The organism is Pseudomonas solani, assembly GCF_026072635.1.
In the GTDB taxonomy this organism is placed as follows: Bacteria; Pseudomonadota; Gammaproteobacteria; order Pseudomonadales; family Pseudomonadaceae; genus Metapseudomonas; species Metapseudomonas solani.
Genome location: NZ_AP023081.1, coordinates 6,132,096 through 6,157,091, shown reverse-complemented (window position 1 = coordinate 6,157,091; position 24,996 = coordinate 6,132,096). Strand labels below are relative to the sequence as shown.

Below are 24,996 nucleotides of genomic sequence, written 5' to 3'. Positions count from 1 at the left end.
TCAGAGGAGCAGCGGCAAGACCTCCGTGGAGATTAGAAAGCCCTTGGCAGTGTGTCCACAGTCTGCTTTTGGCGGATAACTGCCGCCTCTACCGGTCCGTTTACCTCCAGCAAACACCTCATGCAGTTCCGCGCACTGGGACGACTCGGCGGCCCCACTACGTGTACACCGGCCACGCCCAAACACCAGGCCCAATCGGGTCGAAACTCAATGCGACGACACAAAAGGCGACGGGCTCGTCGGTGCCGGCAACGCATAGGCCTGTTTCATCCAGGCCACTTCCGCCAGCGGCGTGCGGCCGAACAGGCGCTTGAAGTCGCGGCTGAATTGCGAGGCGCTTTCATAGCCCACCAGGAAGGCCGAGTGGGCGGCCGTCAAGTCGTTGCGCAGCATCAGCAGGCGCGCCTGGTGCAGGCGTGTCGACTTGAGGTATTGCATGGGCGAGGTGTCGGTCACCTTGCGAAAGTGCAGGTGGAAGTTGGGCACGCTCATCTGCGCTTCCCGGGCCAGGGCTTCCACATCCAGGTGCTCGTGGTAGCAGCTGTGGATCTTGTGGATGGCCCGCCTCACCGGCCTATCTGGCCAGGCGCGGCACGCCGCTGGAGCTCAGGGACCTGGCGAACCACGACTGCGTGAACTTCCGCTATCAGAGCTCGGGCCAGGCATTGCGCTGGCCCTTCAGCGTGGACGGCAAGGTGGTGGAGCTGGTGCCGGATGCGGCCATCGTCATCGACGCCAGCGACGCGGTCGCCGCAGTGGTGGCTGCGGGTGGTGGAATCGGTATTTCACCCACCTATGTGGCGGCGCCCTATGTGGCCCGTGGCGAGTTGACGCCGCTGTTCCCCGAGTTCGCGGTGGACCGCTCCTCCATCACCGCGCTATGGCCGGAAAGCCGGCGGGGCAGCCCCAACGTCAAGGCCTTCGTCGGCTTTCTCGAGGAGCTGTTCCCGAACCCCACGGCCTGGGACGAGATCGTTCGCAACGCGTGAGTCGAGCGCTAGTGCGCATGTGCTAATTGACCCTGCATTTTTGCGCTTCTAGATTCCCAGCTTTTACTCTGCGTGCGGGGAGGGCGCCTGCCCGAGTCGCCGCCGTTTTCTACAGGGAGTTGCACATGCTATCGCTCACTCGGATGTTCTCCGCCGGCTTGCTGTTCACGCTGGCCGCCACCCATGTAGCGGCGGCCTCGGTGGATGAGATCTTCCGCTCGGAAGACACCGACGGCGATGGCGCGCTGTCCGTGGCGGAAGCCCAGGCTGCCGCCCCCAAGACCTTCCGCACCATGGACAGCAATGGCGACGGCGTGCTCAAGGTGGATGAGATCGCCGCCTACACCGCTGCCGAGAGTGCCCCCGAGATGGTCTGGCCCGCAGAGGTGCTGGCGTCGGTTTCGCAGAAGACCCTGGAGTACTGGGACGGCAACCACGACGGCAAGGTGACCGAGCAGGAGTATGTGAAGGCTTCGGTCGACATGATGCTGCTGGCCGACGCCGACGGTGACCGCAAGGTGACCCGTGAAGAGCTGCAACGCTTCCGGGGTGAAGCCGTTACGCCTTGATGGTTCAAGCGCTTGGCTGTGGCGGCGTGAGCCCCGACGCTCCAGGCCGACATGAGCCCCTGATGCAGCGGGGTTCAGCACGCCGCAGGTGGAAGGCTGATCGGCATCAGCGGATGAGTTCGGGCCTTACCCCAGCAACCCGCCCAAGCCGCGGTAGGCCGGCTCATCGCTCGAGATCACCAGGGTCGCGGTCTGGCCGGTCTGGCAGAGCACTTTGCCCTTATAGGTCTGGCCGTTGGGCAGGGCTACCGTCACCTCGCCGGCCTGCCTGAGGTCGGCGCTGCAGGTGATGTCGTAGACGCCGGGTGCCGTGCGCTTCAGAAGGATGCGCGTTCGGCGCTGGAAGGTGCCGGTAAGCTCGCCATGGGTTCCCGTGTAGGTGAGGATGGCTTGTCCTTCGTACCTGGTCATCTGCAGCTCCTCCTTGCTGGCAGCGCTGCCTGCGCTATCCACGTTGCTCCTGGTGCCTGGCCTGCTCGGGGCGGCTGGGCGTGGTTTCCTGCCCTGCCACCAGGGTCACGACCTGGCCTTCCTGTGCGGCCACCGTGCCGCTGATGTGCTGCCGCTCGGGCAGCGTGATGCGAACCTCTTCAGCACCCCTGAGGTTCAGCCCACAGGTGAGATTGAAGACGCCCGGGGCGGTTTCTTCGAGCCCGATTTCGGTTCGCCGGCTCTGGATGCCGAGCATCTGGCCCGCCCGCGCGCTGAAGGAAACGATGGCCTGCCCGTGATAGCTGATCATGCTGGTCTCCACTGCGTTCCTGGTGCATTGGAGGCCCATGAGCGGGTGCGGTTCAGCCCGGCCCGTCCTGGGGTGACGGGCGGGGCGGCGGGGTTAGAAGCGCTGCAAGGCACGCACGGCCTGGTCTTGGCCGGAAACTAGAATCCATCGTCTATTTTTGTTGAACGGTTTTTCGCGCCGGCTTTCATAGCTTTGCGGCCCAGCCGCCTGCCCCTCGGAAGCCACTAAAAACAACCTGGAGCCCCCCATGAAAGCCTCCGCTATCAGCGCGATGTTCGTCACTTCCCTGCTAGTTGCCAGCGGCGTGAACGCCGAAGTCTTTTCGCTGAAGGTCGAAAACGATGTGTTTACCGGTGGCCAGGACGGCCACTATACCAACGGCATCGAGGGCTCCTTGGCTTTCGAGCCCGAGCAGGCGCACTGGACGCGCAACCTGGCAGGCGTGCTGCCCGGCTGGTCCACCAGCGACCTGAGCTACGCGGCCTACCGCTTCGGCCATCAGCTCTACACCCCCGAGGAGATCGAGACCGCCGAGCTGCAGGAGCAGGACCGCCCCTACGCCGGGCTGGTGTTCGGCGGGGTGACACTGTTCGCCGATGAGCAGCGGGAAGGGCTGCGCATGAGCGACACCTTCACCCTCGACGCCGGCCTGGTCGGCCAGGGCGCGGGCGGCAAGCGATTGCAGCGGGCGGTGCACAAGGTCACCGGCAGCGATGCGCCGGAAGGCTGGGACAACCAGCTGGAGAACGAACCCTTCGTCAACCTGGGCTACGAGAAACGCTGGTGGCTGCAGCATCAGCTGGGTGGCCTGGAGCTGGAATACGGCCCCAGCGTCGGGGGCGCGGTGGGCAACCTCTACACCTACGCGTCCACCGGCGCGGGCGTGCGCTTCGGCCAGGGGCTTGCGCGCAGCCTGAGCCAACCCGCCGTCACGCCGGCGCCCAGCGGCGCGCAGTACTTCAAGCCCGGTGAAGGCTTCGGCTGGTTCGTGTTCGCCAACCTCGAAGGGCGCTTCATGGCCCACAACATGCTGCTGGACGGCAACACCTTCAAGGACAGCCATTCCGTGGACCGCGAGAAGTGGGTGGGCGACGCTCAGTTGGGGGTCGCCATGCTGTGGGACCGCTGGCAGCTGTCGTTCGCCAACGTCTGGCGCAGCCATGAGTTCAAGACCCAGCAGGAGCACGACCAGTTCGGCTCGGTCACCCTGTCCACCTGGCTGTGACGAGCCGGGCGCCTGCAGGCGCCCGGCACCTCAGGAGGCGTCGCGCCCCTGGCTCGCCTCGATGGCCTGGATGTAGGCGGTGAGCGCCCGGGGGATTTCCTCGTGCAGCACCGCGGCTCGCATGTCCTTGTCGTAATCCACCATCAGGTCGGTCACCAGGCCCAGGGGCAGGCCGAGCAGGGTGGCCGCATAGACCTTCCTGGCACGCTCGTCGGTGGCTGGCAGACGCAGCGCCAGGATGCGTATGCACAAGGCCTGCAGCAGGGGCTGGACGGGGGTGTCGGTGGGGGACTTGCCCGCTGCCCTGTCGAGCCGGATCAGGGACAGCAGCACCGGGTTCTGCGCCACATAATCCAGCAGTGGCTTGACCAGCAGGGCGACCAGTCGCTCCGCGCTGGCGCCCTGCCAGGTGGCATCGTCGATGCGGCCAATCTCCTCGGCGATCGCCTGGATGGCCAGCTCGTGGCGTTCGGAAAGGGCGAGGAGCATGCTCTGCTTGTTCGGGAAGAAGTGGTAGAGCGAGCCGATGGAGGTCTCCGCTTCCGCCGCGATCCGGTGCATGCCGAGCGCCGCTTCGCCTTCCTCCACCAACAGCCGCTCGCAGGCCTTCAGGATGGCCGTGACGCGCTGCTCGCCACGGCTTTGCCGGGGCTGGCGCTGGGCCTTGCGCCGGGGCGTGCGGGTGGGTTCTGTGACGAGAGGCATGGGGCACCCTGGGAGTCCGAGCAACTAAAGACAACGGCCTGGTCGATTTGTGCGCGCGCAATGCGTCGAATCCCCAGCGGCACAGCCACCTCGTGCAAACCGGCCTGGATTTTGGTCTGATGCAGGCGCACCCGATGCGACCCCTCCGTCCATCCAACACCACACGCGAGTACCGGACCCTGAACAACCTGACCCGAGAAGAACTGCAGGCCGAGGTCGCCCGCCTGCGCGCCGCGCTGGATGCGGCGCAGGCGGGTATGCGGCAACCCGCCGAACTCGCGCGGGACGAAACCCTGGAACGTTACCGCCTGGCCGCCAAGGCCACTAACGACGCCATCTGGGACTGGGACCTGCTCGCCAACCACGTGCTGTGGAACGATGCCCTGGAGCACGCCTACGGTTACCCCGCCAATAGCGTCGAGCCGACGGGCGACTGGTGGATCGCGCAGATCCACCCCGATGACCGGGAGCGCATCAGCGCCTCCATCCACGCGGTGATCGACGGCACCGGCACGGCCTGGTCGGACGGTTACCGCTTCCGCTGCCACGATGGTTCCTACGCCGAGGTGCTCGACCGCGGCCATGTGATCCGGGACGCGCAAGGCCGGGCGCTGCGCATGATCGGCGCGATGCTGGACCGCACCAAGGTACGCACCGCCGAGGCGGCGTTGCTGCGCAGCGAGGAGCGTTTCAGAACGGTGCTGGAAACCACCGAGGCGGCCTTCGCCATCGTGCAGGTGAAGTTCGACGAAAACGACGAGCCGGTGGACTACCGCTTCGTCGAGGCCAACGCGGCGTTCGAGCGCGAGTCGGGTGTGAACCTGCGCGGCAAGTGGGTCACCGAGTTCGCCCCCGATCTCGAGCGCTTCTGGTTCGAAACCTACGGCCATGTGGCGAAGACCGGCGAGCCGGCCAATTTCGAAAACTACGCCAAGGCCTTCGAGCGCTGGTTCGACGTACGCGCGGTGCGGATCGGCGAGCCGGCCGAGCGCCAGATCGCCATCATCTTCAGCGACGTCACCCAGCGGCGTGACGCCGAGGAGCGCCTGCGCATCAGCGAGGCCCAGGCCCGCGAGAACGGCGAGCGCGTGCAACTGGCCCTGGCGGCCGGCGCCATCATCGGTACCTGGCACTGGCACCTGCCCACCGATAGCTTCACCGTCGACAAGCCCTTCGCCGACTCCTTCGGCCTGGACCCGGCGCTGGGCCGCGAGGGCCTTGCCCTCGAACAGATCATTGCCAACGTGCACCCCGAGGACCGCGAAGGCCTGATCGCGGCAATAGACGAAGTCATCGCCCGTGGCGGCGCCTACGCCCACCAGTACCGGGTCCGTCGCAGAGACGGCAATTACTACTGGATCGAAGCGAACGGGCGCGTGGAGCTGGCCGATGACGGCAGCCCGCTCAACTTCCCCGGCGTGCTCATCGACGTCGAAGGGCGCCGCGCCGTCGAGGCCGAGCGCGACCGGGCGATCGCCGCCCTGCGTGCCTTCACCGACACCCTGGAACAGCGGGTCGCCGAGCGTTCGGCCGAGCTGATGCAGGCCGAGGAAAAGTTGCGACAGTCGCAGAAGATGGAAGCCGTGGGTCAGCTCACCGGCGGCCTGGCCCACGACTTCAACAACCTGCTGGCTGGCATCTCCGGCGCCCTTGACCTGATGGGCCTGCGCATCGCCCAGGGGCGCTGGCAGGACATCGAACGGTACATCGGCACCGCCCAGGGCGCGGCCAAGCGAGCAGCGGCCCTGACCCATCGGCTCCTGGCCTTCTCCCGGCGGCAGACGCTGGCTCCGCGGGCCACCGACGTGAACCTGCTGATTGCCGGGATGACCGAGCTGATCCAGCGCACCGTGGGGCCCAGCATCCGTGTCGAGACCTCCGGCGCGGCCACCTTGTGGCGTGCGCTGGTGGATGCGAGCCAACTGGAGAATGCGCTGCTCAACCTGTGCCTCAACGCGCGCGATGCCATGCCCGAGGGCGGCTCCATCACGGTTGAAACCACCAACCTGATGCTGGACCCGAGTGCGGCCCGCGCACTCGACCTCCCCGAGGGTGAATACCTGTGCCTGTCGGTGGCCGACAACGGCATCGGCATGACGGCGGAAACCATGGCCAAGGCCTTCGATCCGTTCTTCACCACCAAACCCATCGGCCAGGGCACCGGCCTGGGCCTCTCGATGATCTACGGCTTCGCCCAGCAATCCGGCGGGCAGGTGCGCATCCACTCGACGCCGGGTCGGGGCTCCACCGTCAGCATCTACCTCCCGCGCTATCACGGCGACATGAGCGGGGAGGAGGCCGAGACGCCCGGCAACCCTTCCGCCCGTGCCGAAACCGGCGAAACCATCCTGGTGGTCGACGACGAGCCGTCGGTGCGCATGCTGCTGACGGAAGCCCTGGGCGACCTGGGCTACACCCTGATCGAAGCGGCCGACAGCCTGGCTGGGCTCAAGGTACTGCGCTCGGATGTGCACATCGACCTGCTGATCACCGACGTCGGTTTGCCCGGTGGCATGAATGGCCGGCAGATGGCAGACGCCGGGCGGGAAATTCGCCCCGGCCTGAAGACCCTGTTCATCACCGGCTACGCCGAAAATGCCGTCTTCGAACCCAGCTACCTCGGCCCGGGGATGGAGGTGCTGACCAAGCCCTTCACCCTCGAAGCGCTGGTGGCGAGGGTGCGTGGGTTGGTGGTGGGCTAGTCAAAGCACCCTGGGGCTGTGGTACTTCTTCTGGTTGAACGCCGGGGATCACAGCAGGCTGCTTGCGGCCCTGGCTGTGTAAAAAACGCTGCGGCTGATGGATAGCTGCATATCGAATGGTTTTAGCCGCTGGTCAATCAAAACACCCCGGCAGCCGGCACTCTTGAAACACCTTGGCCAACAGGCGGTTCATTCATGCAGACATACTCCATAAACGCTGTTTCACCTGCCGACTTCGATGCGTTCATGGCCTATCTCGACGATCACCTGCGCGAGAACGGCTCGCCGGAAGTCGGCTATTTCCAGCCTTTGTCGCGTAGCGCTTCTTCCTACCCGCCTGAGCGGAAAGCGGCGTTCCGCGCTGGCTTGGAGATAGCGCTCGGCGAGCCCGGTTGGCGCCGGGCCTGGGTCGCGCGAGCCGAGGATGGGCAGATCGCCGGGCACATCGACCTCCGCAGCCACGCCGAGCGCTACGCGACTCATCGCTGCCTGCTGGGCATGGGTGTGCACTGTGCCCACCGACGCCGTGGGTTGGGCGCTTTGCTGATCGAGCAGGCTGGGCGATGGGCTGCATCCACGGCCCTGCTGGAGTGGATCGACCTGCAAGTGCTTGGCAGCAATGCAGCAGCCATTGCCCTCTACCGGCAGGCAGGCTTCATCCAGGTGGGAGAGGTGCCGCAGATGTTCAATATCGATGGCCAGTCTTTCTCGTACATCACCATGACGAAGCGCTGTTCGAACCAGTAGTACCGCTCCTGGCCGGACGCCAACCGGGTGGGCGCGATGCCAATCCAACTTCCCCGGCCCTGCAAACACCTTGAACAAGCCGAGGGCACACGCGTCAGTTCTTATGAGAGGCGCCGGCATGAACCGGCCTCCACAACCGATGAGGACATGACCATGAATGCGATCGAACTGCTCAAGCAGGACCACGTCACCGTGAAAGCCCTTCTCGAACGACTCGGCAGCACCACGGAGCGCGGGGTGAAGACGCGCACCGAGCTGCTGCGCAAGATCGAGGTGGAGCTGCTGGTGCACACCACCCTCGAAGAACAGATTTTCTATCCGGCCTTCAAAGCCGCCGGCGGCAAGGACGAGACCATCATGTCGGCCGAGGCCAAGGAGGAGCACCGCACGGTCGATTCCCTGGTACTGCCGGACCTCAAGCAGACCTCGCCGTCTTCCCTCGAATTCGCCGGCCGCGCCAAGGTGCTCAAGGAGCTGCTGGAGCACCACATCGAGGAAGAGGAAACCGAGATGTTCCCCAAGGCCGCCAAGCTGCTGGGCAAGCAGAAACTGGCCGAGCTGGGAGCCGAGATGGAAGCGCTGAAGAAATCCATGAAGCAGGATCTGCAACGCCACGCGGCCTGAACCGCGACCAGCCCTATAGGCCGAAGCCCAAGACTGCGGAGCTGCTTTTCGGGTGGACAACGCTTTTTTGTCCACCAACGGAGCCCCGGTCAAGCGCGCTTGGTGGATGTAAAAAGCGACATCCACCCTACATCCAGGCATGGCTGCGGAGTGGCTTTCGTAGGGTGGACAGCGCTCTTCCTGTGCACCAACGGAGCTCCGTTCGAGCACCCAGGCGGGATGTGAAACGCGACCGTCAGCCCACCACCGACAACGCCCAACCCGCCGCGCTGCTGGCGATCACCACCAGCCAGGGCGGCAGCTTCAGCCACGTCAACGCCAGTAGCGCGGGCAGTGCCAGGGCGAGGTCCGCCGGTTGGTGGATGGCGCTGGTCCATACCGGGTCGTAGAGAGCGGCCAGCAGCAGGCCGACCACGGCGGCGTTGAGGCCCATCATCGCCGCCTGCATGCGGGTGCTGTGGCGCACCTGCTCCCAGAACGGCAGCGTGCCGGCCACCAGCAGGAAGGCAGGGAGGAAGATCGCCGCCAGGCAAACCAGCCCGCCCACCCAGGGCGACGGGAAGTGGCTCATGGCCGCGCCCAGGAATGCCGCGAAGGTGAACAGCGGCCCCGGAACCGCCTGCGCGGCCCCATAGCCGGCCACGAAGGTTGTCTCGCTGACCCAGCCCGGCGGCACCACCTCGTTGTGCAGCACCGGCAGCACCAGATGGCCGCCGCCGAACACCAGGGCACCGCTGCGGTAGAAGGCGTCGATGATGGCCAGCCAGGGGGCAGGGTAGAGCCGGCTCAACAGCGGCAAGGCCACCAGCAGGGCGAAGAACAACCCCAGCCACAGCACGGCGGAGCGCTTGCCGATGCGGATCGGCAGCGGGTCATGGGCGGCACCCGGGGGCGGGCGGAACACCAGCAGCCCCAGCACCGCGGCGCCGAGCATGATCGCCACCTGGCTCCAGGCAGGGGCGCCAGCAAGGCGAGCCCCGCCGCCACGGCCATGATCGCCACGCGCGGCGCGTCCGGGCACAGGTTGCGTCCCATGCCCCACACCGCCTGTGCCACCACGGCCACCGCCACCACTTTCAGCCCGTGCACGGCACCCTCGGGAATGGCATCGCCATGCTCCGTGATGCCCAGGGCAAGCAGCATCAGCAGCACCGCCGATGGCAGGGTGAAGCCCACCCAGGCCGCCAGTGCGCCGAGGTAGCCGCAACGGCCGAGCCCCAGCGCCATGCCCACCTGGCTGCTGGCCGGCCCGGGCAAAAACTGGCAAAGCGCCAACAGGTCGGCATAGCTGCGCTCGCTCAGCCAGCGCCGGCGCGTGACGAACTCGTCACGGAAATAGGCCAGGTGCGCCACCGGCCCACCGAAGCTGGTGAGCCCGAGGCGCAGGAAGATCAGGAAGACGGCCCAGGGCGTCGGGTCGCGGTGCGCAGGCGGTGTCATCTCATGGGGTTCTGGAAGCGGTGCGGCTGATTATGCGGCGCGGCCGTGTCGGTATTCCATGGGTTACTGCGGCCCAGGCCGGGGCGATTCCAATCGCCCTGGGCAGCGCCCTTGCGCGGCGGAACGGGGCCGCTAAAGCGCCAGCAGCTCGCGCACCCGGCTGCCGAGGGCATCCACGGAAAAGGGCTTCGTCAGCACGTGCATGGCCGGCTGCAGCGGGGTATTGCCGGTGAATACGCTCTCGGCGTAGCCGGTGATGAACAGGGTCTTGAGACCGGGGCGAAGCTCGCGGCCGGCATCGGCCATCTGCCGCCCGTTCATGCCGCCGGGCAGGCCCACGTCTGTGATCAGCAGGTCGATCAGCACATCGGAGCGCAGCAGCTTCAGCCCGGCAGCGCCGTCGGCCGCCTCGATCACCGTGTAGCCGAGCTCGTTCAGCACATCGGCCATCAGCATGCGTACCGCCGGCTCGTCGTCCACCAGCAGCACCGTCTCGCCGTGCTGCGTGATCGCCGTGTCGGTTACGCAGGGCGCATGCTCATCATCGGGGGCGTCGCCGTCGTGGCGGGGCAGGTAGATCACCACCCGGGTGCCTTCACCCACCGTGGAGCTGATGCGCACCTGTCCACCGGATTGCTGGGCGAAGCCGTAGATCATCGAAAGCCCCAGCCCGGTGCCCTGGCCGATGGGCTTGGTGGTGAAGAAGGGCTCGAAGGCATGGGCCATCACATCGGGCGTCATGCCGGTGCCTGTGTCGCTCACGCACAGGCTGAGGTAATACCCCTCCGGCATGTCGTGGACCTGGGCCGCCTCGTGGTCCAGCGCCAGGTTGGCCGTCCTGAGGGTGATGCAGCCGCCATTCGGCATGGCGTCGCGGGCGTTGATGCACAGGTTGAGCAGGGCGTTCTCCAGTTGGCTGGCGTCGACGAACGCCGGCCACAGCTCCGGGGCGTTTCGCGTTTCAAGCTGGATGGCGGGCCCCACGGTGCGGTTGATCAGCTCCGTCATCCCATGCACCAGTGCGTTCACATTGGTGGGGCGGGGCTCCAGCGTCTGCCGGCGCGAGAAGGCGAGCAGCCGGTGGGTCAGCGCTGCGGCGCGCTTGGTGGCGCTCTGTGCCATCGCCATGTACTTGTCGATGTCGTTGACGCGGCCCTGGCCAATGCGCTTGCCCATCAGCTCCAGGGAGCCTGCGATCCCCGCCAGCAGGTTGTTGAAGTCGTGGGCGAGGCCACCGGTCAGTTGGCCGACCGCTTCCATTTTCTGGGACTGGCGGAGCTTTTCCTCGGCATGCATCAGCTCGGCCGTACGCTCGGCCACGCGCTGCTCCAGCGTCTCGTTGAGGCCGCGTAGGTCGACCTCGGCCTGGCGCAAGGCCTCCTCGGCTATCGTGCGCTCCAGCAGGTCGGCCGCCTGCCGCGCCAGGATGTCGAGCAGGCGCCGGTCCCGCTGCGAGGGCTCGTGGGGCTCTCGCCAGTGCGTGGAGATCATCCCCAGCAGGTTGCCGCTGCGTGAAATCAGTGGCGTTGTCTGGGCGGAGCGGATGCCGGTGCGACGGAAGGCGAGCAGGTCTTCGGTGCCGGCGATGGCGTCCCATTGCTCGAAGTCGGGGATCACCGCCCGCTCGCCGAGCTTCAGCGCCATGGTGCAGCTGCTGTAGGCGTTGGGGCTCACCCATTGCCAAAAGCCAACTGCCTCGGGCGGCAGCCCGCGTGAGCACAGAAGCTGGAGTTCACCCCCGTGCCCTGAGCTGTGGCCATCAGGGCAAAGCCGCTGCATCGTCCCGAACTGCGAGCCGGTGATGGTCACTGCCGCGTCGACGATCTTGCCGTAGAGCGCTTCGCGATCCTGCTCGCCAATCAGGGCGATGCTGATCTGGTGCAGAAGTTCGATGTCGGAAAGGTCATTCCCCGAGCTGCCGGAAACGGCCGAAGAAGGCTCCGCCGAGGCGGTGGGATGCGGGGAGGGCATGGGGGCTCCTAGGGAGCTGGAGGCAGGTTGGCGCAGCCTAGCAATAAACGCCTTCCAGCGCGACGCAGTGGGCCGCTGCGTCAGCGTCATCAGCTGCAAGAACTCCCACTGATGCCGGCCTGGTCGCTTTCGGAGTCCTGCCCGCCTATCGCTTTTTCTCTACAGGGGCAGTGGGCATTCCAGAGCCTGATCATCCGGCCGTTAAAACCCGTGGATGACGTCATGAGCGTGACTAATGACCCGCTGAGATCATTTCATTTTCAATCAATTAATGGCGCTGCATAGAATGGTTTTACTTTCAGTGAATCTAAATATCGCTGAGCGGAAACAACCAGAAGAAAGCTGAAAAGTGCTGTGCAAGTACAGAGCAGACTCAGGTTTCTCTCACGTATTCAGGTGCCGGATTGCGATGAACAACGACTTCACCTTTGCCATTAAAAGCATTCGTTTCGACGAGCATTACCACCCCTCCGAGAACACGCGGATCACCACCAATTTCGCCAACCTGGCCAGGGGCGAGAGCCGCCAGGAGAACCTGCGCAACGCGTTGAAAATGATCGACAACCGTTTCAATGCCCTGGCGCATTGGGACAACCCCAAGGGCGATCGTTATGCCGTCGAGCTGGAAATCATTTCCGTTGAAATGAATATCGATGTGGCGGGCAGCGACAATGCGCTGCCGCTGATCGAGATATTGAAAACCAATATCGTCGACCGCAAGACCGGCGAGCGTATCGAAGGCATCGTGGGGAATAACTTCTCTTCCTACGTGCGCGACTATGACTTCAGCGTACTGCTGCTGGAACACAACAAGAGTCAGCCCGGCTTCAGCACGCCAGACGATTTTGGCGGGCTGCACGGGAAGCTGTTCAAGTGCTTCGTGAATTCGGATGCGTACAAGGCGCACTTCAAGAAATTGCCGGTCATCTGCCTGAGCGTTTCGAGCAGCCGGACCTACCACCGCACTGAAAACCAGCACCCCGTACTGGGCTTCGAATACCTGCAGGATGAGTACTCCCTGACGGATGAGTACTTCCAGAAGATGGGCCTCAAGGTGCGCTACTTCATGCCGCCGAACAGCGTGGCGCCGTTGGCCTTCTACTTTGCCGGCGACCTGCTGGGTGACTACACCAACCTTGAACTGATCAGCACCATCAGCACGATGGATACCTTCCAGAAGATCTACCGGCCCGAGATCTACAACGCGAACTCTGCGGCGGGCAAATCCTATCAGCCGAGCCTGAAGCACGAGGACTACTCGCTGACCCGGATTGTCTACGACCGGGAAGAGCGCAGCCGGCTGGCTATCGAACAAGGGAAGTTCGTCGAAGAGCACTTCATCAAGCCGTACCACAGCATTCTTCAGCGGTGGTCCGCCGGCTGCGCTCTTTGACTCATCAACCTACAAGGTCATCCATCGTGAAAAAATTACTCCCCACGTCGACTGCCGGCAGCTTGCCCAAACCCTCCTGGCTGGCACAGCCCGAGACGCTGTGGTCCCCCTGGAAGTTGCAGGACGAGGCGTTGATCGAAGGCAAGCAGGATGCGCTGCGCCTGTCGTTGCAGGAACAACAACAGGCCGGAATCGACATCGTCAGTGATGGCGAGCAGTCGCGTCAGCACTTCGTCACCACCTTCATCGAGCACCTCGACGGCGTTGATTTCGAGAAGCGCGAGACGGTTCGAATCCGTGATCGCTACGACGCCAGCGTGCCGACGGTCGTGGGCGCTGTAAGCCGGCAGAAGCCGGTCTTCTTGGAAGATGCCAAGTTCCTGCGTCAGCAGACCCAGCAACCCATCAAGTGGGCGCTGCCAGGCCCCATGACGATGATCGACACGCTGTACGACGCCCACTACAAAAGCCGCGAAAAACTGGCCTGGGAGTTCGCCAAGATCCTCAACCAGGAAGCCAAGGAGCTGGAGGCTGCCGGCGTCGATATCATTCAGTTCGACGAGCCCGCCTTCAACGTATTCTTCGATGAGGTGAATGACTGGGGCATCGCTGCCCTGGAGCGCGCTGTCGAAGGGCTCAAGTGCGAAACCGCCGTGCACATCTGCTACGGCTACGGTATCAAGGCCAATACCGACTGGAAGAAAACCCTCGGGTCGGAGTGGCGGCAATACGAAGAGATCTTTCCCAAGCTGCAAGCGTCCAGCCTCGACATCATTTCGCTGGAATGCCAGAACTCCCGCGTGCCCATGGAGCTGCTGGAACTCGTGCGGGGCAAGAAGGTGATGGTGGGGGCCATCGACGTGGCATCCGACAGTATCGAAACCCCGGAGCAGGTCGCCGACACCTTGCGCAAAGCCCTGCAGTTCGTCGATGCCGACAAGCTTTGCCCGTGCACCAACTGCGGCATGGCGCCCCTGTCCCGTCGGGTTGCACGGGGCAAGCTCAATGCCCTGAGTGCCGGCGCAGACATCGTCCGCAGGGAACTCCTGGCCTAGTGCCGAATTGAATTCGGACGCGGTGCAGGGGAGGGCTGAAGCCCGTCGCCGCTCAAACCCTCCTTTGCACCTCCGAGCTGCACCCACTGTCCAGGACCTGCCATGTCACTCCCTCGTACGTCCATCGAGCCCTGCCGCTTTCGCGAAGCGCTCGGGCATTACGCATCCGGTATCACGGTGATCACCTCGCATCACGATGGCGAGCCGGTCGGCTTCACCTGCCAGTCGTTCTACAGCGTGTCGATGAGCCCACCGCTGGTGTCGTTCAGCGTCATGTGCAGTTCGGCCAGCTACCCCAGAATCCGCCAGGCCGGCCGCTTCCTGGTCAACATCCTCTCGGGTGAGCAGGTGACGATTTCCAACCAGTTCGCCCGCAAGGGCACCGACAAATGGCATGGAATCGACTGGAAAGCGTCGCCGCTGGGCAACCCCATCATTGCGGGCAGCCTGCACTGGCTGGATTGCGAGATTCATGCCGAACACGCCGCCGGCGACCACCTGATCGTGATCGGTGAAGTGAAGGCGTTGAGCCTGCCGGATGCCGCGGCCACGCAGCCACTGCTGTATTTCAAGGGGCAGTACCGCAACCTCGCCACCCATAGCGCGGTGTGAGCGGCGCCGCGCTACTCGAGTGGGTGCCGGGCACTGGTAACCCGGCACCTTCGATCAAGGCACGACGGTGAACATGGGCGATGGACTGAAGCGCAGGTTCCCGAGGATGCAGTCGCCCAAGAACTGGTTGGGCGAGAAGGAAAGTGTGTTGGAGGCGTTCGACCACGACCCGTTAAGCGTCGCGGAGGAAATGGTGCAGGACTTCCCTAAGACCAACAGCTTGACCCCCGAGAGGGTCGCCGCCGTGGTGGTCGTTGCTGTCCAGGTCCAGGGCAGCCAGGAGGCAGTGATGGCCGGGCAAAAGCCTGTGCCGGTAATGCTCACCGTGGTGATGCTTGCCGTGTTGCTGGTGCCCGTCGTGCCGGAGAGGCTGATGTTGCAGGTTGTGGTCGGGATGGTTCCGGACTGCAATGTAAACATGCCGTAGGCCGTGAATGCCGTGCTTGGCGGCAACAATGTCGCTGCTTGGGCGATGCTGCAAAGGGCTGCCAAAACGAAGGCGCATAGCGGTTTGAAATAGGCGTTCATGTCGTGTCCCTGTTCGCTCTGATCTTGCAGAGGTTCGCGCGTTCTTCCCTGCAAACTGCCGTTTGGGTAACTGCTCCTTCTCTCCAGCGTTGCTGGACAGTCCGTTGAGGCTAGGTGAGGCTTGCCGGCTGTAAGCCAAGCCAAAGGCTGGGGTGCGGCGCGCTCGCCTTCAGCGGCGGGCACCTGGGTAACAGGCGGGTTCGGGGGCGGCGGGCGAGTGTGTGCTGGAGACTCAACCGGGCCGGCGCGCGCATTCACGGACCACGCGATGTGCTCGCCAGTGGCACCGTTCGGTGGATGAAAAGAGCGCCATCCACCCTACACATGGGTGGGCATAGTGGGTGGTGCCAGCGCCGTAGGATGCGTCGGGCGGCGCTCCGAGAGCGCAGCGAAACCCATCATCGCAAGCGTCGGGTTGCACCTGACCTGCAGGCTAATCACCGTCTCCGCCATGTGCTCCCGGCGGCACCCCGGTTGGGGTGGGCGTCGCAGGTTGGCGCCGAGCGCAGCGAGGCCCAACGGTTCGTCGGTGAAGCTGATCGCGGATGAATCCGCTCCCACAAAGAGGCGACCCTGGCTCGCCGCCGTGATGTGCCCGGCGGCGCTCTTTGTAGACGATCAGGCCGCCTGCAGGGCCTTGCCGATGGCCGCGTTGAAGGCGGGCAGGTCGTTGGGGTTGCGCGAGGTGATCAGGGTCCAGCCCTTGCCCGGGCAGACCTTTACTTCTGCATCTACCCAGCTCGCACCGGCATTGACCAGGTCGATACGCACGCTGGAGTAGGAGGTCAGTGATTTGCTGTCGACCACGCCAGCGTCGATCAGCAGCCAGGGCCCATGGCAGATCGCCGCGACCGGCTTGCCCGCCGAGGCGAACTCCTGCACCAGGCGTTGGGCGTCCGCATCCTGGCGCAGCGTATCGGCATTCACCGTACCGCCCGGGATCACCAGCAGGTCGAAGTCGCTCGCGCCCAGGCCCTTGAGGGTCGTGTCCGAATTCACCGTCACGTCTTTTTCACTGTCCTGGACCCAGGTCTGGGCTTCGCCACCCTTGACCGTCGCATGCATCACCTTGGCTCCCTGGGTCTTCAGGGCCTCCATGGGCTTGAGCAGCTCATCGCGCTCGATCCCGGTGTTGGCGGTGATGAATAGAACCTTCTTGCCTTGCAGATTCATGCTCATGATGGACCTCTTCGCAGAAGCGCCTCGCGAGGCGCGGGGACACGTGTTGGAGAACACGAGAGTCTTCTGAATGGGCAGAGGCCATGCCGATAAGTTCGAACGATTCGCCCGACGGATACCCGATACGGGCTTGAAGTGTTCCGTCGTGATCGCTACGCCCCCGGTATTCGCTTTTCGGGCGGGAGCGGCATCGCACGTTGGATGAAAGAGCGCCATTGCCCGCCGAGATGAACGCCCGCACCCGGCGATGCGCTGAAGTCACCCCTGCATCTGCATCTCTGCCAATGCCCTGCGCAAGGGGGCGTCCGATATCTGGATGGGGCCGTGGAAGGGGATGTCCATGTCCAGCACCAGATACACGGAGGTGGCGATCAGCAAGGAGGACACGGTGAACATGCCGATCACCATTGGGTTGCGTGGCGCCCGATAACCGAAGCTTGCGTAGATAAGCGTCAACCACGCGACGAGCATGCCTATCAGCGGCATCGGAATCGTGCCTTCGGATTGCTCCACGATTCTCCAGCGCTGCTCGATGAGCGAGTGATATTGGCGACGAAGATCGGTGAGCTGGGTTTCCTGATACCGGCTCCCGGGTGTGATGGCGGCAAGAGCCACGCCGATGTTGTCGAGAAACTGCGTGGCGGGGCTGTTCCGATGCTGGAGCGCCTCATCCCCACGGTAGGGATTGGCAATGGCGCGCTCCACATACGCAGCCAGGCGCAGGCGGGTTTCCTGTGCCGCTTCTCCGTAATTCTTCAAGGTGCGATCAAAGATGATCAGGCTGGTGGCGTAGGCGTGCATGTTGGTGTCGATGGCTTCGAAGGTGTTCTTTGCTGAATTGATCATGAGGCCGAACACCAGTGAGGTCATGACCACGAAGATATTGGCCACCAGGCGGACCACCGTGTTGGTTTCTTCGTCTTTGTGACGGGCCGAAAGCTTGGGATACCAATGCATCATCAGCAGGGAGGCCAGTATCAGGCATACGAAGACGCCCGCTGCGATCAGGACTGATTCCATAGGTACCGCCTTCGGTGTGTCGTGGACAGGTCGTGGCCCGGGAAAGCCGATTCACCCGCTTCATCGTCTCTCCAGCATCTGCTGCTATCGGAAGGTAGTTGGAAGACAGACTTTTCGCCCGCCCGCAATGGGGCCGACCGGTGGGGTGACAGCCGTTGCGCCGTCGCACCGATGTGCTTGGATTGTCCTATCCAGCCAGGGATGGGCCCGCTGCGGAGGCTCGCCTGGCGTGTAGCCCGGATTGGGTACTGCCGCGCACGTCCCGGCCCCGGGCAACTGATGAACATCCACACGCGGAGAGGGAGAGTCCAATGCCGAGCGTAAAGGTAGGGTTGAACGAATGGGTCGTGCTCGACACAACCGGCCACAACGACCTATCACTCTGGACGGACGGGTTGTCCGGTTGCGTCGGGGTGGGGGTGATAGTCCCACCGAAGATCTTCGTGACCCATATCAGCAGTACGTTCAGTGCACAGAGCTGGACGCAGAGCGTCGAAGCCCCCTTCCTCCAAGCGTTGAGCAACCTAGGCAGCATCAAGACGGCCAAGGAAATCTCGGTCGTGATCGGCGACGACGACGAAACGCCGCTCTCCAAGGCTGTTCTCGCTACCTTGTTACAGCTCTGCGAGACCAACGATCTCGATTTCGAGCCCTCGCTGACCGACTCGCGAACGGGGCTGCGCATCTACCAGCACTCGGTCTCCGGCTCCGTCAGCCTGATGATCCAGTCGCTGGCGAAGATGGGGCACCTAAGCACATGGGGCACCAGCCAGAACTCCACCAATGGAACCGGTGTGGTTGCTCAGGGCTTCTTCAGCGGTGGCAGGGTCGCGGATATCTAGCGGTTGGGTAATAGGGGGAGGCCAGGTTTTTGAGCCCCGGCCTCTTGCAGGTGGACCCTGGCCGTAAAGCCACATCACCCTCAACGCAGCGGCAACTGCGCCAGCTTCGCCACGTGCTGGAAGTCTTCCTGGTTGCTGCGGGAAAGGTGAATCACCGCCTCCATCAGCGCGGCCTCTCGCACGTCATCCAGGTAGGGCCCGGGTATGCCTTCGCGCATGGCGGCGTTGTCCAGGATGACCTCGGCGAGCACCTGGACTGTATTCAGGCGCGATTCCAGGCGGTCGACGAGTTCATGCAGGCGGCGGTGTTCGAGGTCGCTGTTCATGCCGATCTCTCCTTTTTGATGCGCAGGAGCGGCAGGTGCGGGTGGGGGAGTTTGATGGAGTTCATGGTCGTAGCCTCTTGGAGCCAAGAACCGCTCCCTGACGCCAATCAGGGTGGGCGGACCGTGCAGGTTGGCGTAACCGTCAAGAGAACCGGCGCATCCGAAGATGCCCTGCACGGTCCTCCCATGAAAAACACGGGTGCGACCATGCCAGGAGCTGAACCGAGGCCCATGCTCCTTCTCTTGATCGGGACGCCAATCCCGGCTCCCCAGGTTGGGCAGCGGGGCAACGTTATGGATTCGGGGGCGGGGTGTCAATCGGAGGGCCGGAGGCCAGCGGTGAGGCTGATCGCGGATGAATCCGCTCCCAAAAGAAAGGCAGCCCGGATCAGCGTAGGGCGGGTGTAACTCGCGAGTGCCTGGTACCGGCGTTGTCGGGTTGCACCCGACCTAAAGGCCTGCCAAGGCCCATGCAATGCGTTCGTCGGTGGCATCGTTTGGTGGATGAAAACAGCGCCATCCACCCTACGCATGGGTGGGCATCGTGGGTGGGGGGGCGCCGTAGGTTGGCGCCAAGCGCAGCGAGGCCCAACGGTTTGTTGGCGAGGCTGATCGCGGATGAGTCCGCTCCCGCAAAAGAGGCAGCCCGGATCGGCGTAGGGCGGGTGAAACCCGCGAGTGCCTGGTACCGGCGTTGTTGGGTTGCACCCGACCGACAGGCCTGCCACGGCCCATGCAATGCGTTCGTCGGTAGCACCCTTTGGTGGATGGAAAGAGCGTCATCCACCCACCTCGATCAGCTCCGCGCAGGGTCAAAGCGCACAATGCCGGCCGGGCGCACACCCTGCCGGCAGGTGGCAGCGTTGCGCACCTTTATCTTTTGCGTGATGTGAAAAGGCCGAGGCTTTTTGAGCCCCGGCCTTTGACCAGACGTACCTGCCAAGGAAACCGTCGTGTCACGGAAACGTTAGCACCCGGGCCTTTGACGGGCGAGATGCGACAACTTGCCACGCTCGTTGCGCAGGCGGGCGTCGAGCCCAGAGGCCGTCAGCTAGCTGCCATTGGGTGCGGCAGCCTGTCGCACCCTGCGCACAATAAAAAGCCCTCCGTGAAGAGGGCTGGTTTTGCAGAGCGTCCCCGCTCCTTGTCGCTGCTTCGGGCTAACCGTGGAAGCCTCTTTCCTGCATCCGCCCTCGGCAGTCGAACTCTAGGGGCGGGCCTGGTTGCCGCCACTGCGACAGCCTGACACAGCCCCACCCGCCGTCGCGCGCCGTGACGCCTCGGGCGGCGGCTGCGGCGGGCTGTCGCAGCCGGCTCAGCCGGGAATCGGCAACCAGCGCCGGAACCCGTTCGCTCCCCGCCCGGCCAGCGGGCTCCAGGCAAAGTCCCAGTGGGGTGCGGGCAGCCCCTCCTCGGCCTCGACCATCGCAAGCGCCCGGGGCGCGACCTTCCAGTCGGTCACCGTCACCGCGGTTTCACGCCAGATGAGGATGAGCCCCCGGGCCTGGCTGTCGTCGGTGTTCACCCAGCGTGCCGCGGCGGCTGCCATGAACGCCTCCACATGCTCCTCGTGCACCTGTTGCCGGTACTCGGACTCCAGCAGCCAGCGGCAGACGCTCAGGTAGTAGGTCCAGTCCAGCGGGGGATGGCGGCGGTAGGCCCAGGTCATGAAGCTGCGGAACAGATTGAGGCCCTCCGGTGCGTCCAGCTTGAGCAGAGCCGGGCACACATCGAACAGGGTGTGCCAGTAGGGCAGCAGGCGTGCGTCCAGGTGCACGAAGCTGCGTGCGTTGCAGGGGTAGTCGGGAAAGGGCAGCAGAAAGTCGCCACGGCTTCCGCTTGGGCGGGTGGCAAGGGTCGGCGAGCGCATCTGTCCTCCTGCCCCTCGTTGGGGGCTGGGGAGGGATGGCGTCGGAAGGTCGTTTCTTCGGGTGGCAAGCCTGTTGTGGAGCATGTCGTGTCGTCCTTGCAGAGGCGTGGTCTACCTCGGGGCGGATGGGCGTTGAAGCCCGTGCCCGAGGGGTTGCTATCAGGGGCAGCCAGGCAGGACGGGAGAGGCTCGGGGGTTGATCGAGGGCCAGCGCTCGCGGGGCGAGACGGCGAAGGGATGGGCGGCGGGCGTCGGGCGCAGTGCCGCGAGCCGCCCCGGTGCAGCCAGAGGCGACGGCGGCAGGGGGGCCGCGCCGACGGATTGTGAGCAGCAGCAGTGGGACGTGCCACCTGCGTCGGGCGAGCCGGAACTGTCCTTGTCGAGTACCAGGGCGCTCTGCTGCAAACCACCCGACGAGCAGAAGCTCCCGGCCAGCAGTTGCTCCAGGCTGAGCGATCCGAAGGCCGTGGCCATCGGCAACGCCATGACCTTGAGCACGATCGCCAGGAATGCCGCCACCCAGGCATTGTGATGCGCCTCACGGCGCATGCCGCAGCAGATCATCGCGCGTCCCTAGGCCGCCCGGACGGCCCTGCAAGGCAGGTCGTCCTGGCGCACCTCCAGCAGGTGCAGGGCGTCCGGGAGTACGGCCGTGACCCGGTAGTAGCGACGCATCTTGATGCGCCCCTGCCGCTGGTAGGCGATGGCGAACTCGACGTAAGCCCCTTCCAGCAGATTCGCCACGAACAGCGTGCGGCCCTCGCGGCTGGAGGCGAGGTACTCGCGCCGCACGCCTCCCGGTTTCTCATGGTCTCGCCAGACGATCGCTCCCCAGCGTCTGATCCCGGCAATGCGCTGCGCCGTGGACGCGCGGGCGGGATTGCCGATGGTGCCCTCGGCGATCGGCAGAACCAGTACCTTGGTGTCGTTCATGACCTGTCTCCTTCAGGGTACCCGGCGCCGTGCCTTCTCGGCGAAGGCGCGCGGGCCGGGTGTCAGTCGAACGGCAGCGGCCGCCGTGTAGCGGCAAGCGACTGCCGGTGCAGGGAAAGGGAAGGTCAGGCGGGGGAGGCGCGGGGGTTGGCCGAGGGCCAGGTGAGGCGAGGGTGGGTATGGCCCTCGACGACGCCGGGGTGCGGTGGATGGCCGCCAGGCCTGCCAGGCAGCAACAGGCCGCCCAGCAGGAGGGTGGTGAGGGTGAAGGCGCTGCACAGCGGGCAGCCCATGGCCGGCATCGACGAAGCGCCGCCGGTGCCGGCCGGAGTCTTGCTCGGTGACGCACCCAGGTCGCCGTTGGCTGTGCAGTAGAGCCCGCCGATACCGCTCAGCGCCAGGCCGCTCTGCTGGCCATGCCCCAGGCTGCAGGCGAACGCGCTGTACAGGACGCAGGCGTAGAGCATCCAGGCGATCAGGGAGCCTGGTCTACGACGGGCGCTCTTCAGGTGTGGGCGGGCAGGTCTCTGCATTGGGGCGAGGGCGGTGGATGGGTTCGCCCGCCGGGAGCGAACCCAGGCACAGCGTTACTGGGCCATCCAGTGGATCACGGCCTTGTAGTCCTCGGGGCTGCAATCCATGCACAGGCCGCGCGGCGGCATGGCGTTGAAGCCCTGGGTCACGTGCTGCACGAGTACCTCGTCACCCTTTTCCAGGCGGGGTTTCCAGGCCGCGGCATCGCCTTTTTTCGGAGCGGTGGGCAGTTGCCCGTTGTGGCACATGCCGCAGGCGCGGGTGAACACCGCCTCGGGTTCCTGGGCCGCCTGGGCCAGGGGAAGGGCCAGCAGGCAGGCTGCGAAGAGCAGGGATTTCTTCATGATCAACTCCTGTTTTTTCAATTGTCGGTTGGCTTTCAGGTGGAGCACGGCAGCCGACTCACGGATCGGCTGCGCAGGTGTCGCTTCAGAAACTCAGGTCGACCTTGGCCCAGAGGGTGCGGCCCGGCTCGTCGATGGCGACGCGTTCGGCGGGGTAGCCGAAGCCGGCGTCACCGGCGAGGTTGAGGTGTTCGGCATAGTCCTTGTCGAACAGGTTGTCGACACCCGCGCTCAGCTTGACGTTCTTGCTGACACGGTAGGCGCCGTTGAGCGAGAAGACGCCAAAGCCCGCGCTGCTGCCGAAGTCCTGGCCCACGACGTTGCCCTTGCCCTCGGCCACCCGGCCCTGTTGGGCGACCAGGCGCCAGAGCGCGCCGGCGCTCCAGTCATCCTGCTCGTAGGTCAGGCCGAGGCGGGCCTCCAGCGGCGGCATCTGCGGCAGGGCTTCACCGTCGGAGCTGTTCTTGCCCCAGGCATAGGCGAGTGAGCCGTCGGTTTTCCAGTGTTCGCCCAGCTTGTAGCTGGCCCCCAGCTCGCCGCCCATGATGCGGGCGTCCACGTTGCCGGCCGAGGAGCTGGTCATGCCCATCATCCCGGTGCTGTAGCTGAACAGGATGTAGTCACGCACCTGGCCCACATAGGCGGAAGCCCAGGCGTCGAGGTTCTCGCCAGCGTATTGCACGCCGAAGTCGAGCTGGGTGGTCTTCTCGGGCTTGATGCCGTCGAAGGCGTTGGCACTGCCGGACGGGCCGCTTTCCGCCGAGAACAGTTCCCAGTAGTCCGGGAAGCGCTGCACATGGCCCAGGCCCGCATACAGGGTGGTGGGCGATTCGGCCAGGTCGTGCTCGTAGCGCACGAAGCCGCTGGGCAGGGTGTCGGCGCGGGTGGCCCCGGCGGTGGGGTTGTCGACGGTCATCATCCCGCTCCACTGGAACGAGCGGAAATCCTTGGCACTGGACCTGTCCAGGCGCGCACCGCTGACCACGCGGTTGCGCTCGGCGAGGTACCAGGTGGCCTCGGCGAAGGCACCGTAGTTGTGGGTGACGGCGTCCTTGTCCCAGGGCGTCTGGTCGGTGTCGATGTAGTCGCCGGTCATCATGTCGGCGCTGGAGTTGCGCCAGCGGTGCTCGCTGCGCAGCGCGTCGACGCCGGTGACCAGCTCCACCTCGCCCAGGGCGAAGGTGGCGGCGAAGCGGGTGCCCAGGGTGCGGCGGTCGACCTGGGAAGCCATGGGCATCGGCATCATGCTGGAGGGGTCCGGGTCACGCAGGCTGAAGTTGTCCATGATGTGGTCGGCGTAGTTGTAGTAGACCTGCGCCTCCACCTTGGTGAGGACGTCGCCGAGGTTGCTCTTCTCGAAGCGCAGCCCGAGGCTTTCCCGGGTGAACTGGGCGCCGTCCATGCTGCGACCGGCGTAGCGCGCCTCACCGTCGCCCTTGCCGGCGGTGAGCTCCAGCAGGGTGTCTTCATCGGGTGTCCAGCCGATGGCCAGGTCGCCGTTCCACTTCTTCCAGCGCGAGGGCACGGTATCGCCGTCGCCATCCTCGTAGTCATCCGACTGCGCCTGGTTGCCGGTGAAGCGCACATAGCCTTCGCTGCCGCCGACCGCACCATCGAGCACCTTGTCGAAGCGGCCGTTGGAGCCGACCAGGAAGCTGGCATTCAGCCGGCTGCCCAGCTCGCCGAAGTGCTCCGGGCCGCGCTCGAACAGCACCGTGCCGGCGGAGGCGCCGGGCCCCCACAGTACCGTCTGCGGGCCTTTGATCACGGTCAGCTTGTCGTAGGTTTCCGGGGCGATGTACGAGCTCGGAGCATCCATCCGGTAGGGGCAGGCGCCCAGCATCAGGCCGCCGTTGGTGCGCAGGTTGATGCGCGAGCCGAACATGCCGCGCAGCACCGGGTCGCCGTTGCTGCCGCCGCTGCGGATGGCGGCGAAGCCGGGGATGGTCTTGAGGTAGTCGGTGGCATCGCTGGCCGGCACCGGCTGCCGGGCGTCCTTGGGGTTGGCCACGATGGTCAGCGGTGAGCTCTGCTGGACCGCGGTGATAACGGTGGGGGGCAGTTCGTCCTTATCGTGCTGTTGCTCTTCGGCATGCAGGGAGGGCATGGCCACGGCCAGGGCCAAGGCGTGAAGCAGGAAAGGCACGCGCAGGGCGGCGCGACCCGGACGGGAAGGGGTTGCAGACATGATTGTTCCTAAATGGATGAACAGCAGTACGCCTTCGCAGGAAGGCGCGCTTCAACGATTCAGGAAAACGAAGGGGGCGCCCGGTTGGGAGGCGCGAGCAGGAAGGGCGGGGCATTGGCCGGGGGCGCAAGGTGCCGCGCGGGTTGCGTCGCCAGCGCGGGCGGTGGCGCTGGCGGGGTGAACGGCAGGCTCTGCAGCGCAACCGACTGCAGGCCGCACTGGGTGCAGGGCAGTTGCTGGCCGGCGAGCCCGTCGTCCTGGTCGCCGAGCTGCCACTGCATGCCCTGGGAGGTGCACATGAGCATGAAGCCGCCACCGCTCATCTGCGGTATCGCCCACAGCGGCATGGTCACGCGCAGCAGCATGCCCACCAGGGCAAAGGCGTAGAGCCAGTCGCGAAGGTTTCGGCTGAGTGGGTTCAGGGCGGGCATCCTCGAAGGTGCGCGGAGTATAGATTC

25 protein-coding genes and 2 pseudogenes are annotated in these 24,996 nt (G+C 65.0%); 10 read left to right on the top strand and 17 right to left on the bottom strand.

Annotated elements, in window-relative coordinates; all coding sequences use genetic code 11:
• Positions 1-207: 207 nt before the first annotated feature.
• Positions 208-578 (bottom strand): annotated as a pseudogene (locus PSm6_RS27825) (helix-turn-helix domain-containing protein); the annotation flags it as partial.
• Here PSm6_RS27825 and PSm6_RS27820 point away from each other — a divergent pair.
• Complete coding sequence (locus PSm6_RS27820) at positions 579-989, top strand: LysR substrate-binding domain-containing protein (protein ID WP_307735148.1); 411 nt, start codon at positions 579-581, stop codon at positions 987-989.
• A 125-nt stretch (positions 990-1,114) separates the two neighbouring features.
• Positions 1,115-1,558: an EF-hand domain-containing protein gene (locus PSm6_RS27815; protein ID WP_265168891.1), complete on the top strand. Its 444-nt coding sequence runs from the start codon at positions 1,115-1,117 to the stop codon at positions 1,556-1,558.
• Positions 1,559-1,684: 126 nt separating this feature from the next.
• On the opposite strand, the gene PSm6_RS27810 is transcribed toward PSm6_RS27815, so the two are convergent.
• Positions 1,685-1,969 carry a hypothetical protein gene (locus PSm6_RS27810; RefSeq protein ID WP_148304224.1) on the bottom strand — a complete coding sequence of 95 codons (285 nt, stop codon included), beginning with the start codon at positions 1,967-1,969 and terminating at the stop codon, positions 1,685-1,687.
• A gap of 34 nt (positions 1,970-2,003) precedes the next feature.
• Positions 2,004-2,300, bottom strand: coding sequence for a hypothetical protein (locus PSm6_RS27805; RefSeq protein WP_148304225.1), 297 nt, complete (start codon positions 2,298-2,300; stop codon positions 2,004-2,006).
• A 271-nt stretch (positions 2,301-2,571) separates the two neighbouring features.
• On the opposite strand from PSm6_RS27805, the gene PSm6_RS27800 reads away from it, so the two are divergent.
• Complete coding sequence (locus PSm6_RS27800) at positions 2,572-3,525, top strand: lipid A deacylase LpxR family protein (protein WP_371877164.1); 954 nt, start codon at positions 2,572-2,574, stop codon at positions 3,523-3,525.
• Positions 3,526-3,555: 30 nt separating this feature from the next.
• On the opposite strand, the gene PSm6_RS27795 is transcribed toward PSm6_RS27800, so the two are convergent.
• On the bottom strand, positions 3,556-4,230 hold the full coding sequence (locus PSm6_RS27795; protein ID WP_021220131.1) for a TetR/AcrR family transcriptional regulator: 675 nt from the start codon (positions 4,228-4,230) through the stop codon (positions 3,556-3,558).
• A 257-nt stretch (positions 4,231-4,487) separates the two neighbouring features.
• Between PSm6_RS27795 and PSm6_RS27790 the strand changes: the two genes are divergently transcribed.
• The 3 genes from PSm6_RS27790 to PSm6_RS27780 all read left to right on the top strand — a co-directional run bounded on the left by PSm6_RS27790 (position 4,488) and on the right by PSm6_RS27780 (position 8,303).
• Positions 4,488-6,932 (top strand): PAS domain-containing protein, encoded by a 2,445-nt coding sequence (locus PSm6_RS27790; protein ID WP_265170584.1) that lies wholly within the window; start codon positions 4,488-4,490, stop codon positions 6,930-6,932.
• Between the two features lie 195 nt (positions 6,933-7,127).
• The gene (locus PSm6_RS27785; protein ID WP_043242183.1) at positions 7,128-7,679 is read left to right on the top strand and encodes a GNAT family N-acetyltransferase; all 552 of its coding nucleotides are present in this window, start codon (positions 7,128-7,130) and stop codon (positions 7,677-7,679) included.
• A 153-nt stretch (positions 7,680-7,832) separates the two neighbouring features.
• Complete coding sequence (locus PSm6_RS27780) at positions 7,833-8,303, top strand: PA2171 family ribosome-binding persister protein (RefSeq protein ID WP_031287989.1); 471 nt, start codon at positions 7,833-7,835, stop codon at positions 8,301-8,303.
• Positions 8,304-8,538: 235 nt separating this feature from the next.
• Here PSm6_RS27780 and chrA read toward each other — a convergent pair.
• Together chrA and PSm6_RS27770 are read right to left on the bottom strand one after the other, a co-directional pair.
• Positions 8,539-9,743 (bottom strand): annotated as a pseudogene (chrA, locus tag PSm6_RS27775) (chromate efflux transporter).
• A gap of 132 nt (positions 9,744-9,875) precedes the next feature.
• Positions 9,876-11,714: an ATP-binding protein gene (locus PSm6_RS27770; RefSeq protein ID WP_265168887.1), complete on the bottom strand. Its 1,839-nt coding sequence runs from the start codon at positions 11,712-11,714 to the stop codon at positions 9,876-9,878.
• Between the two features lie 409 nt (positions 11,715-12,123).
• On the opposite strand from PSm6_RS27770, the gene PSm6_RS27765 reads away from it, so the two are divergent.
• The 3 genes from PSm6_RS27765 (at position 12,124) to PSm6_RS27755 (ending at position 14,774) form a co-directional block, all read left to right on the top strand.
• On the top strand, positions 12,124-13,107 hold the full coding sequence (locus PSm6_RS27765) for a DUF1852 domain-containing protein (RefSeq protein ID WP_021220137.1): 984 nt from the start codon (positions 12,124-12,126) through the stop codon (positions 13,105-13,107).
• 26 nt (positions 13,108-13,133) lie between these two features.
• Complete coding sequence (locus PSm6_RS27760) at positions 13,134-14,162, top strand: methionine synthase (RefSeq protein ID WP_031287992.1); 1,029 nt, start codon at positions 13,134-13,136, stop codon at positions 14,160-14,162.
• Between the two features lie 102 nt (positions 14,163-14,264).
• Positions 14,265-14,774, top strand: coding sequence for a flavin reductase family protein (locus tag PSm6_RS27755; protein WP_021220139.1), 510 nt, complete (start codon positions 14,265-14,267; stop codon positions 14,772-14,774).
• 54 nt (positions 14,775-14,828) lie between these two features.
• Here the strand turns inward: PSm6_RS27755 and PSm6_RS27750 are convergent, their stop codons facing one another.
• The 3 genes from PSm6_RS27750 to PSm6_RS27740 all read right to left on the bottom strand — a co-directional run bounded on the left by PSm6_RS27750 (position 14,829) and on the right by PSm6_RS27740 (position 17,501).
• Positions 14,829-15,302, bottom strand: coding sequence for a PraA/PraB family alkane oxidation protein activator (locus tag PSm6_RS27750; protein ID WP_265168883.1), 474 nt, complete (start codon positions 15,300-15,302; stop codon positions 14,829-14,831).
• A 618-nt stretch (positions 15,303-15,920) separates the two neighbouring features.
• Positions 15,921-16,481, bottom strand: a complete 561-nt coding sequence (locus PSm6_RS27745) for a type 1 glutamine amidotransferase domain-containing protein (protein ID WP_021220141.1) — start codon at positions 16,479-16,481, stop codon at positions 15,921-15,923.
• Positions 16,482-16,739: 258 nt separating this feature from the next.
• Complete coding sequence (locus PSm6_RS27740; protein ID WP_021220142.1) at positions 16,740-17,501, bottom strand: bestrophin-like domain; 762 nt, start codon at positions 17,499-17,501, stop codon at positions 16,740-16,742.
• Between the two features lie 347 nt (positions 17,502-17,848).
• Here PSm6_RS27740 and PSm6_RS27735 point away from each other — a divergent pair, with 347 nt between their 5' ends.
• The gene (locus tag PSm6_RS27735) at positions 17,849-18,343 is read left to right on the top strand and encodes a hypothetical protein (RefSeq protein ID WP_148304344.1); all 495 of its coding nucleotides are present in this window, start codon (positions 17,849-17,851) and stop codon (positions 18,341-18,343) included.
• A gap of 80 nt (positions 18,344-18,423) precedes the next feature.
• On the opposite strand, the gene PSm6_RS27730 is transcribed toward PSm6_RS27735, so the two are convergent.
• The 8 genes from PSm6_RS27730 to PSm6_RS27695 all read right to left on the bottom strand — a co-directional run bounded on the left by PSm6_RS27730 (position 18,424) and on the right by PSm6_RS27695 (position 24,969).
• Positions 18,424-18,669 (bottom strand): hypothetical protein, encoded by a 246-nt coding sequence (locus tag PSm6_RS27730; protein WP_265168880.1) that lies wholly within the window; start codon positions 18,667-18,669, stop codon positions 18,424-18,426.
• A gap of 1,315 nt (positions 18,670-19,984) precedes the next feature.
• Positions 19,985-20,539, bottom strand: a complete 555-nt coding sequence (locus PSm6_RS27725; protein WP_021220146.1) for a putative natural product biosynthesis protein — start codon at positions 20,537-20,539, stop codon at positions 19,985-19,987.
• A gap of 159 nt (positions 20,540-20,698) precedes the next feature.
• Positions 20,699-21,103, bottom strand: coding sequence for a DUF2946 family protein (locus PSm6_RS27720; RefSeq protein WP_081711603.1), 405 nt, complete (start codon positions 21,101-21,103; stop codon positions 20,699-20,701).
• A gap of 9 nt (positions 21,104-21,112) precedes the next feature.
• Positions 21,113-21,472, bottom strand: coding sequence for a hypothetical protein (locus PSm6_RS27715; RefSeq protein WP_265168878.1), 360 nt, complete (start codon positions 21,470-21,472; stop codon positions 21,113-21,115).
• Positions 21,473-21,597: 125 nt separating this feature from the next.
• A complete protein-coding gene (locus tag PSm6_RS27710; RefSeq protein ID WP_265168877.1) occupies positions 21,598-22,005 on the bottom strand; it encodes a DUF2946 family protein in 408 nt (135 codons plus the stop codon).
• A gap of 54 nt (positions 22,006-22,059) precedes the next feature.
• A complete protein-coding gene (locus PSm6_RS27705) occupies positions 22,060-22,350 on the bottom strand; it encodes a c-type cytochrome (RefSeq protein ID WP_043245594.1) in 291 nt (96 codons plus the stop codon).
• Positions 22,351-22,435: 85 nt separating this feature from the next.
• Positions 22,436-24,538 (bottom strand): TonB-dependent copper receptor, encoded by a 2,103-nt coding sequence (locus PSm6_RS27700; protein ID WP_371876986.1) that lies wholly within the window; start codon positions 24,536-24,538, stop codon positions 22,436-22,438.
• A gap of 59 nt (positions 24,539-24,597) precedes the next feature.
• The gene (locus tag PSm6_RS27695) at positions 24,598-24,969 is read right to left on the bottom strand and encodes a DUF2946 family protein (RefSeq protein WP_184490075.1); all 372 of its coding nucleotides are present in this window, start codon (positions 24,967-24,969) and stop codon (positions 24,598-24,600) included.
• Positions 24,970-24,996 lie beyond the last annotated feature (27 nt).

Bases quoted from the DNA above. Each gene is read 5' to 3' on its own strand.
- PSm6_RS27815 (WP_265168891.1), top strand. From the start codon at position 1,115: ATGCTATCGCTCACTCGGATGTTCTCCGCCGGCTTGCTGTTCACGCTG.
- PSm6_RS27810 (WP_148304224.1), bottom strand. From the start codon at position 1,969: ATGACCAGGTACGAAGGACAAGCCATCCTCACCTACACGGGAACCCAT.
- PSm6_RS27805 (WP_148304225.1), bottom strand. From the start codon at position 2,300: ATGATCAGCTATCACGGGCAGGCCATCGTTTCCTTCAGCGCGCGGGCG.
- PSm6_RS27800 (WP_371877164.1), top strand. From the start codon at position 2,572: ATGTTCGTCACTTCCCTGCTAGTTGCCAGCGGCGTGAACGCCGAAGTC.
- PSm6_RS27795 (WP_021220131.1), bottom strand. From the start codon at position 4,230: ATGCCTCTCGTCACAGAACCCACCCGCACGCCCCGGCGCAAGGCCCAG.
- PSm6_RS27790 (WP_265170584.1), top strand. From the start codon at position 4,488: ATGCGGCAACCCGCCGAACTCGCGCGGGACGAAACCCTGGAACGTTAC.
- PSm6_RS27785 (WP_043242183.1), top strand. From the start codon at position 7,128: ATGCAGACATACTCCATAAACGCTGTTTCACCTGCCGACTTCGATGCG.
- PSm6_RS27780 (WP_031287989.1), top strand. From the start codon at position 7,833: ATGAATGCGATCGAACTGCTCAAGCAGGACCACGTCACCGTGAAAGCC.
- PSm6_RS27770 (WP_265168887.1), bottom strand. From the start codon at position 11,714: ATGCCCTCCCCGCATCCCACCGCCTCGGCGGAGCCTTCTTCGGCCGTT.
- PSm6_RS27765 (WP_021220137.1), top strand. From the start codon at position 12,124: ATGAACAACGACTTCACCTTTGCCATTAAAAGCATTCGTTTCGACGAG.
- PSm6_RS27755 (WP_021220139.1), top strand. From the start codon at position 14,265: ATGTCACTCCCTCGTACGTCCATCGAGCCCTGCCGCTTTCGCGAAGCG.
- PSm6_RS27750 (WP_265168883.1), bottom strand. From the start codon at position 15,302: ATGAACGCCTATTTCAAACCGCTATGCGCCTTCGTTTTGGCAGCCCTT.
- PSm6_RS27745 (WP_021220141.1), bottom strand. From the start codon at position 16,481: ATGAGCATGAATCTGCAAGGCAAGAAGGTTCTATTCATCACCGCCAAC.
- PSm6_RS27740 (WP_021220142.1), bottom strand. From the start codon at position 17,501: ATGGAATCAGTCCTGATCGCAGCGGGCGTCTTCGTATGCCTGATACTG.
- PSm6_RS27730 (WP_265168880.1), bottom strand. From the start codon at position 18,669: ATGAACAGCGACCTCGAACACCGCCGCCTGCATGAACTCGTCGACCGC.
- PSm6_RS27725 (WP_021220146.1), bottom strand. From the start codon at position 20,539: ATGCGCTCGCCGACCCTTGCCACCCGCCCAAGCGGAAGCCGTGGCGAC.
- PSm6_RS27720 (WP_081711603.1), bottom strand. From the start codon at position 21,103: ATGATCTGCTGCGGCATGCGCCGTGAGGCGCATCACAATGCCTGGGTG.
- PSm6_RS27715 (WP_265168878.1), bottom strand. From the start codon at position 21,472: ATGAACGACACCAAGGTACTGGTTCTGCCGATCGCCGAGGGCACCATC.
- PSm6_RS27710 (WP_265168877.1), bottom strand. From the start codon at position 22,005: ATGCAGAGACCTGCCCGCCCACACCTGAAGAGCGCCCGTCGTAGACCA.
- PSm6_RS27705 (WP_043245594.1), bottom strand. From the start codon at position 22,350: ATGAAGAAATCCCTGCTCTTCGCAGCCTGCCTGCTGGCCCTTCCCCTG.
- PSm6_RS27700 (WP_371876986.1), bottom strand. From the start codon at position 24,538: ATGTCTGCAACCCCTTCCCGTCCGGGTCGCGCCGCCCTGCGCGTGCCT.
- PSm6_RS27695 (WP_184490075.1), bottom strand. From the start codon at position 24,969: ATGCCCGCCCTGAACCCACTCAGCCGAAACCTTCGCGACTGGCTCTAC.